Genomic DNA, 14,626 nt, shown 5'->3' with positions numbered 1-14,626 from the left:
TGGTATTGTTTTAAGAGAACGTTATAATAAATAAAGCTGATATCAAAAAAGTACTGCAAAGGTGGAGAGAGAACATGACGACAGCAATCGTATACACAAGCACCAACTGCCCGCACTGCAAACAGGTTAAAACTTACCTCGACGGCAAAGGCGTAGCTTATGAGGAGCGCAATATCGAACAAAGCGACGATTTCGCTCAACAAGTTTGGGATATGGGTCTGCGTGCCGTTCCAGTAACGGTAATCGGTGAAGCGAAAATTGTAGGCATGAACAAGCTGCAATTGGAAAAAGCATTGAACGCTTAAATTCTGCTTTGGATCACTTTTTCGGCACTGCCGAGCTTTAAGCATAGAAATGCGTTAGGCATAAAAATTTGCATATGAAAAGGCGGAGCCGCAACGGCTCCGCCTTTTTCAGTATTACAGCGATACGCGAACTCTTCCGAGAAACTGTGATACCGCCAGATGCGCTGCTCCCAGCACGGCTGAGCGGCTGCCCAGCTCCGAGAAGGACACAGCCAGCTCACGCCGATGATAAGGCAGGGCTCGTTCGGCAATTACAGCAAGCATGGCAGGTTCGATCCACTCTTTCGCTTCAGTCAGCGGTCCACCGACGACGATTTTTTCCGGATTGAACCCGTTAACCAGATTGGTTATGCCGATACCGAGACGCCGGCCGATCTCTTCGTACATCCGCAGCGTATTATCGTGTCCTTGGCGCGCATATTCCGTTAATTCGGGCGTAGTAAGAGATGGGAGGTCGATAGGTTTATCAAATTCTGTCGACCGGCTGCCGGATTCTTGGGTGGATATCTGACCTTCCTCTTCTTGCGATTCAAAATAGGCGTAGGCGCGTTCCGATGCGTACAGCTCCCAACAGCCGCGGCTGCCGCAGCTGCACAGCCGGCCATCGCTTTCGATCGACATATGCCCGGTCTCGCCCGCATAGCCCCAGGCGCCCTTGTAGAGCTGTCCATCGATAATCATGCCCGAGCCGATACCCATACCTGCACTGACATAGACCAGATGACGGACATGCCGGCCGGCTCCGTATTCACGCTCGCCTGCCGCACCGGCATTGGCTTCGTTGTCGATCACTACAGGTACGCCGAACTCCGATTCAAGCCGTCCTTTCAGATCAACGCCTTCCCAGCCCAAGTTGGGTGCGTAAAGGATCAGACCCGATTCGTCGACCATACCCGGTACACCGATTCCTATGCCGACCACTCCGTGAGGTGCTTCCGGCGCAGCTTCCAGCAGCGGTCTTACGATTTCGCAAATGACGGCAAACGCTGTATCGGGATTGTGCTTTCCCAGCGGGGCGCTTGTTTCAAGCAGAATACCGCCCTTCAGATCCGTCAGCGCAGCCTTAACCAGTGTGACGCCCAGTTCGATTCCGATTGCACAGCCTGCACCGCCGTTAAACAGCAGCATTAGCGGTTTGCGTCCTCCGCTGGATACCCCGAGTCCCGTTTCTTCGACAAGCTTCTGCTCCAACAGCTCAAATGTCAGATTCGATACTGTTGCTTTGTTGAGTCCGGTTCGTTCCGACACATCTGTTCTTGACAGCGGTCCTTTTCTGCGAATTGTATCGAGTACGATCGATTTGTTTAATTTCTTGACCAGAGCCTGATCCCCAGTTACTCTCATTCCGATTCCTCCATCCATGCCTGTGAACTTCTATCATAAGCTAACCCAACATCAAAATGAAGATGTTTTGCTGCGCTCAATCCTTTTTGTCTAACGTCCTGTTTATGTGTTCCGTGTTTATTGTAACCAGAAAGAAAAATTTTCGAAAGACTTAGTTTACTCGATAGACAAAGTTTTTTCGATGTGCTAGGATAGCGATGTAAACGATTTCTGCGAAATAACGAGGAGGCTTTTCTTACATGGCTTATTTTGAAAACGTCGGTAAAGTGGCTTACGAAGGCAGTCAGTCGCAAAACCCATTCGCTTTTAAATTCTATAATGCAGACGAAGTAGTGGCCGGCAAAAAAATGTCCGAGCACCTGAAATTCTCGATGGCGTATTGGCATACGCTGACAGCTGAAGGAAACGATCCTTTCGGTGATACAACGGCAACCCGTCCTTGGCATTCCTACAAAGGCATGGACCTGGCCAAAGCCCGCGTTGAAGCAGGTTTCGAATTCATGGAGAAGATGGGGTTGGATTACTTCTGCTTCCACGATATCGATATCACGCCTGAGGGATCGACACTCAAAGAGTTTTTCGCAAACATCGACACTATCGTTGATCTGATTGAGTCGAACATGAAGTCCAGCGGCAAAAAACTGCTGTGGAACACAGCCAACATGTTCACGAATCCGCGCTTCGTACACGGCGCCGCATCGACCAACAATGCGGACGTTTACGCTCATGCAGCGGCTCAAATCAAAAAAGGCCTTGAAGTCGGCAAACGTCTCGGCGGTGAGAACTATGTCTTCTGGGGCGGCCGCGAAGGCTACATGTCCCTGCTGAACACAGACATGAAGCTGGAGCAGGACAACATTGCCCGCATGTTCCATATGGCGATCGATTATGCTAAAGAAATCGGATTTGACGCTCAATTCCTGATCGAACCAAAACCGAAAGAGCCGACGAAGCACCAATACGACTTCGACGCTGCGACTTCGATTGCATTCCTGCAGAAATACAATCTCGACAAGCACTTCAAGCTCAACCTGGAAGCCAACCATGCGACATTGGCCGGCCATACATTCGAGCACGAGCTGCGCGTAGCACGTATCAACGGCATGCTGGGATCGCTTGACGCCAATCAGGGCGATATGCTGCTGGGCTGGGATACCGATGAGTTCCCGGTTAACGTCTACGATGCGACACTTACTTTGTACGAAGTACTGAAGAACGACGGTCTTGGCAAAGGCGGCATCAACTTCGACGCCAAAGTACGCCGCGATTCCTTCGAAGCGGATGATCTGTTCCTGGCTCATATCGCTGGCATGGATACGTACGCTAAAGGCCTTAAAGTCGCTGCCAAGCTGATCGAAGACGGCGCGTTCGACAAAGTCATCGAAGAACGTTACAGCAGCTTCTCCGAAGGTATCGGCGCTGACATCGTAGCAGGTAAGACGACTCTGTCTTCCCTGGCCGAGTACGCGATGAATAACGAGAATCCTCGTCCGAACAAGTCGGGTCGTCAGGAAATGCTTCAAGCGATTCTTAACCAGTACATTTATGGTTAGGAACGAAATTCACCGACCCCTCTGGGCAAGGTGAATTGGAGTTCCCGCGATAAGCGATAGTCTTTAATCTTTTAAAACTTCATTCGCCTCCCCTTCAAAGGGAGGTGAATGAGTTCAGGGTATGAATGAGTTCAGGGTATGAATGAGTTCCCGCGACAAGCGATAATCTTTAATCTTTAATCTTTAAAAGTTTCATTCACTTCACTCCAAGTCAGGGTTGAAACACCTATACAGAATCGCATAAGCGATCACCGCATCATAATCGGACGGCTTCCCGTAAGCTCCCTTCGGGGAAGGGAAGCCGTTCGTTTGTCTTTTTATTCGTTTTTACACAAGGAGGAAATCCATGAGTTACGTAATCGGAATCGACCTTGGTACCAGCGCCGTCAAATCCGTGCTGGTAGACCGCAAAGGAACCGTTATCTGTGAGGAGTCGGAAGAATATCCGCTGTATCAGCCCAAGCCCGGCTACAGCGAGCAGGAAGCGGAAGATTGGGTCGAGAAGACCGTTCTGTCGCTGAATAAATTGCTGTCGGCATCTGGTGTGAAGCCGGAAGAGATTGAAGGAATCAGCTTCTCCGGACAAATGCACGGGCTGGTACTGGTGGGTCAGGACGGACGTGCGCTGCGCCGGGCTATTCTGTGGAACGATACACGCACTACACCGCAGTGCCGCAGAATTGAACAGGTATTGGGCGACAAGCTGTTGAAGGTGGCGCGCAACCGCGCGCTCGAAGGTTTTACACTGCCGAAAATCCTGTGGGTGCAGGAACATGAACCGGAAATTCTTGAGCAGACTGCATTTTTCCTGCTGCCGAAAGACTATGTCCGCCTGCGCCTGACCGGCAATGCTGCAATGGACTATTCGGATGCCGCCGGCACGCTGCTGCTGGACGTGGGCGGCAAGCGCTGGAGCAAAGAGATCGGCGAAGCGTTTGGTCTGAAACCTTCCTTGTTCCCGGAGCTTGTCGAATCGTTCGACGACACGGGATCGCTGCTGCCGGAAATGCAGGCCCGAACCGGTCTGACAGACCGAACGCGTGTGTACGCGGGCGGAGCGGACAATGCCTGCGGAGCAATTGGAGCAGGTATTCTAGACGAAGGGCAGACCATGTGCAGCATCGGAACATCCGGTGTAGTACTGTCGTATGAAACCCGACGCGACCTGGATTTTGAAGGCAAAGTCCATTTCTTCAACCACAGTGAAAAAGATGCATTCTATATCATGGGCGTAACCCTGGCAGCCGGATACAGTATGCAGTGGTTCCGTGAAACGTTTGGCGGAGGTCTATCGTTCGAAGACCTGCTTGCCGGTATCGGCGAAATTTCGCCGGGTGCGAACGGCCTGCTGTTTACACCGTATATTGTCGGGGAACGTACTCCGCATCCGGATTCGGACATTCGCGGCAGCTTTGTCGGGATTGATGCCAGCCACAAGCTTCCGCATTTTGCCCGCGCTGTGATGGAAGGCATCACGTTTTCTCTGCGCGAATCGATCGATATTTTGCGAGCTGCCGGCAAAACGGTCGACAAAGTAATCTCAATAGGTGGAGGCGCGAAAAACAAAGAATGGCTGCAAATGCAGGCGGATGTATTTGGAGCAAGCGTCGTCAAGCTCGAGAGCGAGCAGGGCCCGGCTATGGGCGCGGCGATGCTGGCGGCCTTCGGCAGCGGTTGGTTCGAGACGCTTCAGGACTGTGCCCGCGAGTTTATTCGCGAAGCCAAGACGTATACGCCCGATGCGCAGCGTGCCGAAATTTACAGCCGACTGTTTGCGGTCTATCAGGATGTCTATACGCAGACAGCCGAATTGAACCGCAAGCTGGCGAAATTCCGCAAAGGCAATAACGAGTAATCCAATAGGTCGATGCGCACAGCAAGCAGAGTAAGGATCAGTCACCCGATTCGATGAAAAAGCCGCTTTCTCTTGTATAAAGAGGAAGCGGCTTTTGTCGTGCACAAGCTGAATGACGGGAAAAAGCGCTAAAGTTGATTTTTGAGGGGAGACGTTCATAATGGAGTGGGGGATTTTTTTGTTTGAAATGTACAAAAAAAGTGCAATTTTTCCGTCGTAATGCCGATATATACCGATATAAACGAATAACTTTCGTCAGTAAAGGAGAGAAGGCAGCCACATGAAGGGGAATGCAAAAAGACAGCTGTTGAAGATAAGCGCCGCACTCGCACTGGTGACGGGAGGCACTCTAGGAGGATTCCAACCGCTGTCAGCGCTGCAGACGGCAAGCGCAGCGAGCGTATCGCCACAGAGCCAGCTGCAAAACCAGCTGTTTCAAGCTTTGTCAGCGCGTAAGGACAATGTGAATCTGACCTACGCCGGGGGAATCAATGAACTGAAGAAAGCGATCGAGCCTGCGCTGGAAGCAGCAATTGCGCAGGATCCATATATTCATTACACAATGAAGGGCTACGCCTACTCGCTGCGAGGCAGCAATTCGTCTTCTACCGCATCGATCAAGCTGACCTACCGGGAGTCGGCAGAGCAGAGCGCTTATGTGCATCAGAAAGTTGCGTCCGTGCTCAAAGAAATTATTACTCCGGACATGAATGATCACTTGAAAGTTAAAGCGATTCATGATTGGGTGGTCCGCAATTTGAAATACGATACAACGCTGTCGAAATTTACGGCGTACGAAGGATTGAAGACGGGAAGTACGGTCTGTCAGGGATACGCTCTCCTCACTTACGATATGCTGAAACAGGCGGGATTTGAGACCAATATTGTTGAAGGATACGTGGAGAGCGAAGCGCATGCCTGGAATATGGTCAAGCTGGACGGCAAGTGGTATCAGATCGATACGACGTGGGATGACCCCGTACCTGATCGCGCTGATCGGGTCTCGACTTCCTATTATCTGTTGACGGATGAGCAGTTGAAGAAAGATCATACTTGGAAAACAGCCAATTATCCGCAGGCGGTGACAACGTACAGCGAGACGCTGAACGTGTTGGTCGCCAAAGGTGTAACCGGAGCGAAAGAGCTGCGTACGACGCTCGGCTATTCGGCAGTCTCAAACCGTGTAGTGTCAACAGCAGCCGTACTGCAGAAGATCGTGAAGACGGCAGATCGCAGCGGCGAGAACAGTCTGACGTTCCGCTATCAGGGCAGCAAGACCAAACTGAAGAAAGACCTGCTCACTCTGTACAATCACGGCCTTTCGCCGATCGGATATACAAGCAGATCGCTCGGCAGTACCAACAATCTGCAGATTACGCTGTACTGGAAATAATCGCTGTTTTCTTGGATTGCTATTAGAGTTCTGTATGAATATGAGTATGCAAAAAAGCCTTCGCTTCCGGTTATCCGGAAACGAAGGCTTTTCTTGTCGGAAATGCATATTGCAGCGGCTGCGAAAAAAACAGTGCACAGCTGCGGTGACGAGGCTTCGTCGTCGTCAGCTGTGTCCTTCCACATCGCATTCTTCCAATGGAATCACTTTGGTATGATTGATTTGTTTGTAGCCAAGCCAAAGAATAAGGAACAGCGGCACGCTCAAGTACGTCGCAATCAGGCCCAGCCAGTCTACCGTGCCGTTCTCGATGGAGGACAGACTTTGGCCAACAATGACGAACAGACAGAGCGCAAAGGCGAACAGTGGACCAAACGGGAACCAGCGTGCGCGATATGGCAGTTCGTCGAGGCTGTGCCCCTGCTTGATGAAAGCACGGCGGAACCGGTAATGACTGATTGCAATACCTACCCAAGTAATGAAGCCGCACATACCGGAAGCATTAAGCAGCCAGCTGTAGACGACGCCATCTCCGAAAAATGAAGCCAGGAAAGCCAACATTCCGACTGCTGCCGTTACGATCAGGGCGTTGATCGGCACGCCGCCGCGGGAGAGTTTGGCCAGGGCTTTCGGCGCTTTGCCCTCAAGAGCCAGCGCGTACAGCATACGTGTGGAAGCGTACATGCCCGAGTTGCCGGCCGACAGAACCGATGTCAGGATAATAGCGTTCATGACAGCGGCCGCAAAAGCAAAGCCGGCACGTTCAAAGACAAGCGTGAACGGACTGACGCCGATCTGGTCAAGATCGCCGTTCAACAGATTTGGATTGGTATATGGAATCAGCAGGCCGATGACGAAGATAGCCAAAATATAGAAGATCAAGATCCGCCAGAACACTTGGCGAATCGCACGCGGCACGTTGCGGCGTGGATTTTCGCTTTCGCCGGCGGCGACACCAATCAGCTCGGTTCCTTGGAACGAGAAGCCGGCAGCCATGAATACGCCCAAGAAGGCGAAGAATCCGCCATTAAACGTACCGGTTGCGAAGTTGGTGAATCCCACTGCCTCGCCGCCCAACACACCGAAGATCATGGCAACGCCAATAACCAGGAAGATAATGACCGTGACGATCTTGATCAAGGCAAACCAATATTCCGCTTCGCCATAAGCGCGGACGGACATGACGTTCAACAGGAACAACATGGCGAGAAACAAGACGCTCCATAAGAACGAGGAACTGTCCGGAAACCAATATTTAATAATGAGCGTTGCCGCTGCAAGTTCCGCTGCGATGGTTACCGCCCAGTTGTACCAATAATTCCAGCCCATAGCGAAGCCGAAAGCCGGGTCGACATAACGGCCGGCATAAGCGCTGAAGGAGCCTGGTTCCGGCGAGTAGGTCGCCAGTTCACCGAGACTGGTCATTAGGAAGTAAACCATAATGCCGACTGCCGCGTAGGCCAGCAGGGCACCGCCGGGACCGGCGCTGGCGATCGCGCCGCCGCTTGCCAGAAACAATCCTGTACCAATTGCGCCGCCCAGTGCGATCATCGTCATATGACGGGCTTGAAGCCCCTTTTTCAACCCCGATGTCTGGGGGTTCTTTCCTTGTGCAGCTTTCATGTGTAATTCAACTCTCCTCGTGTAATTTTGATCGACCACGAAAAGAAGCGTACGACAAAAACCGGAGGACACGGGTCCGCCGGTAGGGCAAAATCCGCATCGTAAACGCTTCGTTTCGTGAAGATAGCTCAACATCCGCTTTGCGGCGGATGACAGTTCCGTTCCTTTCGGAGACGGCCCCAGCACAAACTTCAGGCAGAAGAAGTTCGTACTTCGGCGGGTGCGCCTTTCCAAGCCGGCATTATAAGCGCTCTGCTGCGCCTCCGCCGGTGTACTGATCGCCACCGCAACCTCTACCTCATCACCGGTTCGAACTCGGATACGATGAGGGAATAGCTTATTCGGTTTAGTGTGAAACAAGAAAAAGCCCTGCATTCGCAGGGCGAACAACTTTCACAGTATACGGGATTGTCTCTCTTGAGGCAACCCTATTTCACACAATCTTTTAGGGAGTCCATTTATACAGGTTCGTCCGGTTTCTGGCGGCTTTTGGCCATTTGCTGCCATACGGTTCCGGCGGCTTCTTCGCCGGAATCGATCCGTTCCAGCGCCATGCGCGCCTGCAGGCCGACTTCGAATTCCGGATCGTTCGACGCTTCTTCAAGCGCTTCTCTGGCCTCGGCTGTACCGACTTCATAGAGGAAACGCGCTGCACGCCAGCGAACAATCTTACTGACATCCTTGAGTGACTCAAGCATGACTTGAGTGGCCGAAGGGTCACCAATGTCCGACAGTGTATCGCCAGCGGTACGGCGCACAGCCGGCGATCCGTCTTTCATGGCCCGGAACAGCAGCTGCATAGCTTCCGGCGTTTTCAAATCGCCCAGGTAAACAACGGCCAGACGCCTAATCTGCATCTTATCGTCTCCAAGTGCACGTTCGATCAATGGAAGATTTTCTTCGCTGGCTTCCATCGCTTCAAGTGCGGAGTAGCGTCGGCGCCAATCTTCGCTGTTCAAGCCTTCTTCGATCTCGGCCTGCGACCATTCGCGACGTTCTTCGACGAATTCTTCGGCTTTTGCACCATGGGCGATCGCCTGCTTCACGACGCGCTCCAAGCGTTCCGGAGGAAAAGCAGCTTCCAGTTCCTGTTCCACTTCTCGGGCGATATCCGGCAGGTCGCCGTAGCGCACGCCGTAGTCGGTCAGTTTGCGTTCCTTGATCATTGTCGCGCCTGCCACTTCCGTTACGGCCTCGACAAAGCGCTGCGACAGACCAATCCGTTCTTCCGACATGCCTGATTTAACGCGAATTTGCATGGGGATGCCCCGGAAGAACTGAACGAATACCTGTGCTTCGCCGAAGTGACCGGCGGCATCTTCAATGTCGGCGACGACCGGCTGATCGGAACTGCTGCCGAATACCTGCTGCACGTTCGACAGAATGGCGGACCAATCCGCTCCCGGTTTACGATCGATGGCCATGAAATCTGTAGTGTGAAAGACACTCTTAACGCCTTCAATATGCAGCAGCTGTGCGATAATCGGCGGGGCGGAACGTTCGTTGTCGAGTGTGTATGTTTTCCGAATGCCTGCTTCCAGCGTTTCGTCCAGATGAAGCTTCATCGAGTTTGGGCTGGGAGTAGGTTCGATTAATTTAATTTTCATAAGCGATCAGGCCTCCTTCTATAATGTCTATTTTACACGTCACCCTGACAAATGTCACAATAGCATAAGATTCGTACGACAAAAAATTGTACTTTTCTAGTCCATACAAGCAGCCAGAGGGTAATGGGTAGAGAGGCAATCTAGAGAAGGAGGAACGGGTATGCCCAAGGTTAAATATCTCAATGCAAACAATACACCCATGAGGAAAACATTAAAAGAACATCGCGACCGGCATCTGCATCGCAGACGCAAAAAACGCGATTATTCCTATATTATTCCGAGCCAGCCCGCGAAACTGGATTATTTGACGGATAATCGAGAGGATGTGACTATTACTTGGGTGGGTCATGCCACGTTTCTTGTTCAATACGCGGGACTGAATATCCTTACGGACCCTATCTGGGCCAAACGTATGGGAGTTGGTAAACGGCTTAGTGAACCGGGCATCCCTATTGAAAAAGTGCCGCCTATCGATCTGATCTTGATCTCTCACTCCCATTACGACCATATGCATATCGCTTCGATCCGGAGATTGCAGAATCCGAAAACGCAAATAATCGTACCCGTAGGGCTTAAGAAGAAGTTGGCCCGCAAGCAGATCGGCCGCTGCATTGAGCTGTCCTGGTGGGAAGACATCGTGATCGAAGGCGTTAAGATCAGTTTCGTGCCGACTCAGCACTGGACACGCCGAACATTGTTTGATGCCAATACGTCACACTGGGGCGGATTTGTGCTGGAGCCGGCAGATTCCGTCAAGGTAAAGCTGGGGAAGGTGATGAATGCGTCGGAAACATCGCCTTATGAGCGCCACTCCGACCCTTCATCCATCCGTTCGGTGAACGATCAAAAGTGCGGCCGCTGGGATGAGACGCTGAACGCTAATGTTTCCGCCGATGGCACTCCGCTGCCGCCAACCATTTATTTTGCGGGAGACAGCGGCTACTTTGCTGGATTCCGGGAGATTGGCGAGCGCTACCGCATTCATATTACGATGATGCCGATCGGCGCCTACGAGCCCGAGTGGTTTATGGGACCTCAGCATATGAATCCTGAGCAGGCGCTGCAGGCCTTTCGGGATGTCGGGGCCGAAATCATGATTCCAATGCATTACGGTACGTTTAAGCTGTCTGACGACACGGCAGAAGAAGCGCTGGCACGTTTGGAAGCGGAGCGTCAACGAACCGGAACGTCGCGGGATTGTATTAAACTTATGGTCCACGGCGAAACGATGATTGTACACGCACAGCAGAAAACGATCGATTCATAAAAATACCGCTCCGGCCTAAACCGGGGCGGTTTTTGATGCATTGGATGCATACTGGGCGAAATTTTACTGGAAAACAGGCCATGAATGCCTTACGAGCGGCCATTTTATGCTATAATAAGCTTTTGAAAAGCACCTTAGTCAACGATAAGCTGCATGAGGAAACCGGAGCTTAATGAAAAGTTTATAATAAAGGATGGGAATGCATATGATTAGTACAAGCGGCGTTACGCTTCGCTACGGCAAGCGGCCACTTTTTGAAGACGTCAACATTCAATTTAACCCAGGCAACTGTTATGGCCTGATCGGCGCCAACGGCGCCGGCAAATCGACATTCTTGAAGATCCTTTCGGGAGAAATCGAACCGAACCAGGGCGAAGTATCCATCACGCCGGGCGAACGTCTGGCCGTTCTGAAGCAGAACCATTTCGAATACGATGAATATCCGGTACTGGAGACCGTTATTATGGGTCACAACCGGCTGTATTCGATCATGAAAGAGAAAGATGCACTGTATGCAAAGAGCGACTTCTCTGAAGAAGACGGCATTCGTGCCGGCGAACTCGAAGGCGAATTTGCCGAATTGAACGGTTGGGATGCAGAAGCTGACGCGGCTGCGCTTCTGATTGGTCTCGGTATTCATCGCGATCTGCATGACAAAAAAATGGACGAGCTGAGCGGCAATGAAAAAGTCCGTGTCCTGCTTGCGCAAGCGTTGTTCGGTAATCCGCAGATCCTGCTGCTGGATGAGCCTACCAACCACTTGGACATCGAATCGATCAACTGGCTTGAGAACTTCCTGATGAGCTATGAAGGCACTGTCATTGTCGTTTCTCACGACCGTCACTTCCTGAACAAAGTATGTACGCATATCGCGGATATCGACTTCGGCAAAATTCAGCTGTATGTCGGCAACTATGACTTCTGGTATGAGTCGAGTCAGTTGGCTTTGCGACTTGTGCGTGACCAGAACAAGAAAAAAGAAGAAAAGATCAAAGAGCTTCAAGCCTTCGTTCAGCGTTTCTCGGCAAATGCTTCCAAATCGAAGCAGGCGACTTCGCGGAAAAAGCAGCTCGAAAAAATTTCGCTGGACGACATTCGTCCTTCCAACCGTAAATATCCATTTATCAACTTTAAGCCTGAACGTGAAGCGGGCAAGCAGCTGCTGACGGTTGAGAACCTGAGCAAGTCGATTGAAGGCGAGAAGATCCTCGACAATCTTAACCTGGTTGTCAACAAAGGCGATAAGATTGCATTTGTCGGCCCTTACGGCACACCGAAATCGACGCTATTCGATATCGTAATGGGTGAAGTAGAGGCGGACGGAGGCGAATACACATGGGGCGTTACGACAACCCAGGCGTATTTCCCAAAAGACAACTCCGCTTACTTTGATGGCGTAGATCTGACGCTGGTGGAATGGCTGCGCCAGTATTCCAACGAACAGGATGAAACATTCCTGCGCGGATTCCTTGGCCGGATGCTGTTTGCAGGCGAAGAAGGCTTGAAAAAGGCGAGCGTATTGTCGGGTGGCGAAAAAGTTCGCTGCATGTTGGCTAAAATGATGCTGAATGGTGCAAATGTTCTGATCATGGACGAGCCGACCAACCACTTGGATCTCGAATCCATTACGGCCCTCAATAACGGCCTGATCGACTTCGACGGTACACTGCTGTTTGTTTCCCATGACCATCAGTTTATCCAGACGATCGCCAACCGTATTGTCGAAATTACACCTAACGGCGTAATCGACCGTGTAATGACTTACGATGAGTACCTTGAAAGCGATGAAGTCAAGGAACTGCGTCAGCGGATGTATACGGTCCAAGTTTAAAGGTATAGAAGTATAGAAGTATAGAAAGAGAAACGCCGAGCTGCCTGTGCAGCTCGGCGTTTCTGAACAGAAGCACTTTCCACCTTCGATTAGAAAAAGCCCCTTTCCGAGCCATAGGCTTGGAAAGGGGCTTTTGCATCGACAGCCATACAAATAGAAATTTAAGATCCTCCGGTACGGCGGCGCTGATTATTCGGCTTTTTGTTGTTTTGGGTCGTCAGCTTTTTAGTCTGATTGCCTTGGAAACTGTTTTTGTTTGAACCGGCCTGCTGCTTTTTTTGTTCAAGCTTGTTGCGGATCGCTTCGGCCAAATCGACTTTGCGAGTTCCTTTTTCTTCGGTCATACGGAATTCCTCCTCGCTGCGCAGCTTAACCGGTGCTCCTGAACGAGCTGCCTGCCCGCTGCGGGTTTCCTCTTTATATTAGCCGCTTTCAAGCGGCGGGACAAGCGGCAAATTTCCAGAAGAATGATGATGTACGGCTGCTGTTTGGGAATGCAAAAAAACACCGGCGGCTGCCGGTGTTTTTGATGTGAAGGATGGAAGAAAGAGTCGATTACTCGACTACGATCCAAGCCATACCCATCCAAGTGTAGATTTCGATCCACTGACCATTTGCAGGAGTTGTCGTACCGTTGCCCGTTGTATCGAGCTTTTGCGGTGCGAGGTAACCCATCATTGCGCCGCCTGGAGCTTTGTAGAACGGCGTCATGCTTGTCAGTTGAATCGTAGGAGTTGGGTTAGTGGAAACTTTGTCTGGATCGTCACCCGTAACGATTGGAGCACCTGGAAGGGTTCCTGTCATTGGGTTAACTGTGAAGTTTTGCAGCGATCCGCTGTCCAAGCTTTGCAGCAGTGTGTTGAACGCGTTCATATCTTCACTGGAAGTGAACGGGTTGCTAGCTGCTTTAGACAGAACATAGATCGTGCTGCCTGTTGTGTTGAGCGGAGTACCCAGTGTTTCTTTGTTGGCGATGCTGTTCCAGACAGCGCTATCATAGCCGCGGATCGAAGCGAAAGTTACCGGAGTGGCATTTGTATCGGTTGGAGTGTATGTAAAGTTAACGAGGTATACTCCGCTTTCGCCCATTTCGGACAGTGCGCTTCCTGTGAATTCTTGGCTGCTTACGCGTTCGTTCCAAGCAGTAGGGTTAGTGAAGCTGAAACCGTTGTTGTTTCCTACGAACTTCGTCGAAACTGTTCCTGTTGTAGGGGAAGTGTAAGTAGTGTCAGTCACTGTTCCTGTAGTTGTTTCTGCTGCCGAAGCTCCTGTTGCAATGCTGCCCATGAGCAAAGCCGAAGCTGTAAGGGTTACCAATTTTTTCATAATAAGAGTTCCTCCTCTGTAATTTAGGAGCTTGATTGCTCCTTACTGTTATATGAATAAACTAGATAGCGGCCAATTGAACCATTTCTGCGAAAAAAAATTACGGAATCGTAACTTGATCTGCGCAGAATAAACTTTTTGCCCAAAGAGTGAAGTTGATATTATTATTAGGTACGTCGGGGAATTTTATTTTTACATAAGGATGCAATTGGCTGAAATATTTCGGAGAGTATAAAAGATAAAGGAGGAAAATAAAAAACCGCTTCCCGACCGGGAAGCGGTTCAAAGATCCCTGATTAAAGGGAAAAGCTTATCTAACGAGTTGATCGTCCTCTGCCTAAGAACAGAGAAATAACGAACAGGGCCAGGAAGACCCAGAACAGCACCTTGAAGATTGCAGCAGCAGCTTCAATAATTCCGACGAAACCGAAAATACCGAGCACGATTGCAATGACAAGCAGAATCATAGACCATTTCAGCATGAGCTTCACCCTCCTTTCAATATTCGATATCAGTGTAATG

General features: G+C 50.8%; 12 protein-coding genes and 1 riboswitch. Of the genes, 6 read left to right on the top strand and 6 right to left on the bottom strand.

Annotation, left to right across the window (positions count from 1 at the left end; translation table 11 throughout):
* Nucleotides 1-74 precede the first annotated feature (74 nt).
* Nucleotides 75-305 carry a glutaredoxin family protein gene (locus F456_RS0117055; RefSeq protein WP_018978266.1) on the top strand — a complete coding sequence of 77 codons (231 nt, stop codon included), beginning with the start codon at nt 75-77 and terminating at the stop codon, nt 303-305.
* Nucleotides 306-419: 114 nt separating this feature from the next.
* Here F456_RS0117055 and F456_RS0117050 read toward each other — a convergent pair whose 3' ends face one another.
* Nucleotides 420-1,649: an ROK family transcriptional regulator gene (locus tag F456_RS0117050; RefSeq protein ID WP_018978265.1), complete on the bottom strand. Its 1,230-nt coding sequence runs from the start codon at nt 1,647-1,649 to the stop codon at nt 420-422.
* 239 nt (nt 1,650-1,888) lie between these two features.
* Here F456_RS0117050 and xylA point away from each other — a divergent pair, with 239 nt between their 5' ends.
* The 3 genes from xylA (at nt 1,889) to F456_RS0117035 (ending at nt 6,450) form a co-directional block, all read left to right on the top strand.
* Nucleotides 1,889-3,202, top strand: a complete 1,314-nt coding sequence (gene xylA, locus F456_RS0117045; RefSeq protein ID WP_018978264.1) for a xylose isomerase — start codon at nt 1,889-1,891, stop codon at nt 3,200-3,202.
* Nucleotides 3,203-3,548: 346 nt separating this feature from the next.
* On the top strand, nt 3,549-5,057 hold the full coding sequence (xylB, locus tag F456_RS0117040; RefSeq protein WP_018978263.1) for a xylulokinase: 1,509 nt from the start codon (nt 3,549-3,551) through the stop codon (nt 5,055-5,057).
* 280 nt (nt 5,058-5,337) lie between these two features.
* Nucleotides 5,338-6,450, top strand: coding sequence for a transglutaminase domain-containing protein (locus F456_RS0117035; RefSeq protein ID WP_018978262.1), 1,113 nt, complete (start codon nt 5,338-5,340; stop codon nt 6,448-6,450).
* 165 nt (nt 6,451-6,615) lie between these two features.
* On the opposite strand, the gene F456_RS0117030 is transcribed toward F456_RS0117035, so the two are convergent.
* Both F456_RS0117030 and F456_RS0117025 read right to left on the bottom strand, forming a co-directional pair.
* Entirely contained in the window at nt 6,616-8,073 is a 1,458-nt protein-coding gene (locus F456_RS0117030) for an amino acid permease (RefSeq protein ID WP_018978261.1), read from the bottom strand.
* Nucleotides 8,074-8,189: 116 nt separating this feature from the next.
* Nucleotides 8,190-8,377: riboswitch (Lysine riboswitch) on the bottom strand.
* Nucleotides 8,378-8,531: 154 nt separating this feature from the next.
* Nucleotides 8,532-9,680 carry a virulence factor gene (locus F456_RS0117025; RefSeq protein WP_018978260.1) on the bottom strand — a complete coding sequence of 383 codons (1,149 nt, stop codon included), beginning with the start codon at nt 9,678-9,680 and terminating at the stop codon, nt 8,532-8,534.
* Nucleotides 9,681-9,840: 160 nt separating this feature from the next.
* Here F456_RS0117025 and F456_RS0117020 point away from each other — a divergent pair, with 160 nt between their 5' ends.
* Entirely contained in the window at nt 9,841-10,947 is a 1,107-nt protein-coding gene (locus tag F456_RS0117020; protein WP_018978259.1) for an MBL fold metallo-hydrolase, read from the top strand.
* Nucleotides 10,948-11,152: 205 nt separating this feature from the next.
* A complete protein-coding gene (locus tag F456_RS0117015) occupies nt 11,153-12,778 on the top strand; it encodes an ABC-F family ATP-binding cassette domain-containing protein (protein WP_018978258.1) in 1,626 nt (541 codons plus the stop codon).
* A gap of 161 nt (nt 12,779-12,939) precedes the next feature.
* Here F456_RS0117015 and F456_RS0117010 read toward each other — a convergent pair whose 3' ends face one another.
* The 3 genes from F456_RS0117010 to F456_RS24065 all read right to left on the bottom strand — a co-directional run bounded on the left by F456_RS0117010 (nt 12,940) and on the right by F456_RS24065 (nt 14,586).
* Nucleotides 12,940-13,122, bottom strand: a complete 183-nt coding sequence (locus tag F456_RS0117010) for a hypothetical protein (RefSeq protein ID WP_018978257.1) — start codon at nt 13,120-13,122, stop codon at nt 12,940-12,942.
* 211 nt (nt 13,123-13,333) lie between these two features.
* Nucleotides 13,334-14,104: a hypothetical protein gene (locus F456_RS24400; protein WP_018978256.1), complete on the bottom strand. Its 771-nt coding sequence runs from the start codon at nt 14,102-14,104 to the stop codon at nt 13,334-13,336.
* 314 nt (nt 14,105-14,418) lie between these two features.
* Complete coding sequence (locus F456_RS24065; protein ID WP_018978255.1) at nt 14,419-14,586, bottom strand: DUF1328 domain-containing protein; 168 nt, start codon at nt 14,584-14,586, stop codon at nt 14,419-14,421.
* Between the last annotated feature and the right edge of the window lie 40 nt (nt 14,587-14,626).

Source organism: Saccharibacillus kuerlensis DSM 22868 (assembly GCF_000378145.1).
GTDB classification, from domain to species: domain Bacteria; phylum Bacillota; class Bacilli; order Paenibacillales; family Paenibacillaceae; genus Saccharibacillus; species Saccharibacillus kuerlensis.
This window is presented reverse-complemented; position numbering and strand designations above follow the sequence as displayed.

Bases quoted from the DNA above. Each gene is read 5' to 3' on its own strand.
- F456_RS0117055 (WP_018978266.1), top strand. From the start codon at position 75: ATGACGACAGCAATCGTATACACAAGCACCAACTGCCCGCACTGCAAA.
- F456_RS0117050 (WP_018978265.1), bottom strand. From the start codon at position 1,649: ATGAGAGTAACTGGGGATCAGGCTCTGGTCAAGAAATTAAACAAATCG.
- xylA (WP_018978264.1), top strand. From the start codon at position 1,889: ATGGCTTATTTTGAAAACGTCGGTAAAGTGGCTTACGAAGGCAGTCAG.
- xylB (WP_018978263.1), top strand. From the start codon at position 3,549: ATGAGTTACGTAATCGGAATCGACCTTGGTACCAGCGCCGTCAAATCC.
- F456_RS0117035 (WP_018978262.1), top strand. From the start codon at position 5,338: ATGAAGGGGAATGCAAAAAGACAGCTGTTGAAGATAAGCGCCGCACTC.
- F456_RS0117030 (WP_018978261.1), bottom strand. From the start codon at position 8,073: ATGAAAGCTGCACAAGGAAAGAACCCCCAGACATCGGGGTTGAAAAAG.
- F456_RS0117025 (WP_018978260.1), bottom strand. From the start codon at position 9,680: ATGAAAATTAAATTAATCGAACCTACTCCCAGCCCAAACTCGATGAAG.
- F456_RS0117020 (WP_018978259.1), top strand. From the start codon at position 9,841: ATGCCCAAGGTTAAATATCTCAATGCAAACAATACACCCATGAGGAAA.
- F456_RS0117015 (WP_018978258.1), top strand. From the start codon at position 11,153: ATGATTAGTACAAGCGGCGTTACGCTTCGCTACGGCAAGCGGCCACTT.
- F456_RS0117010 (WP_018978257.1), bottom strand. From the start codon at position 13,122: ATGACCGAAGAAAAAGGAACTCGCAAAGTCGATTTGGCCGAAGCGATC.
- F456_RS24400 (WP_018978256.1), bottom strand. From the start codon at position 14,104: ATGAAAAAATTGGTAACCCTTACAGCTTCGGCTTTGCTCATGGGCAGC.
- F456_RS24065 (WP_018978255.1), bottom strand. From the start codon at position 14,586: ATGCTGAAATGGTCTATGATTCTGCTTGTCATTGCAATCGTGCTCGGT.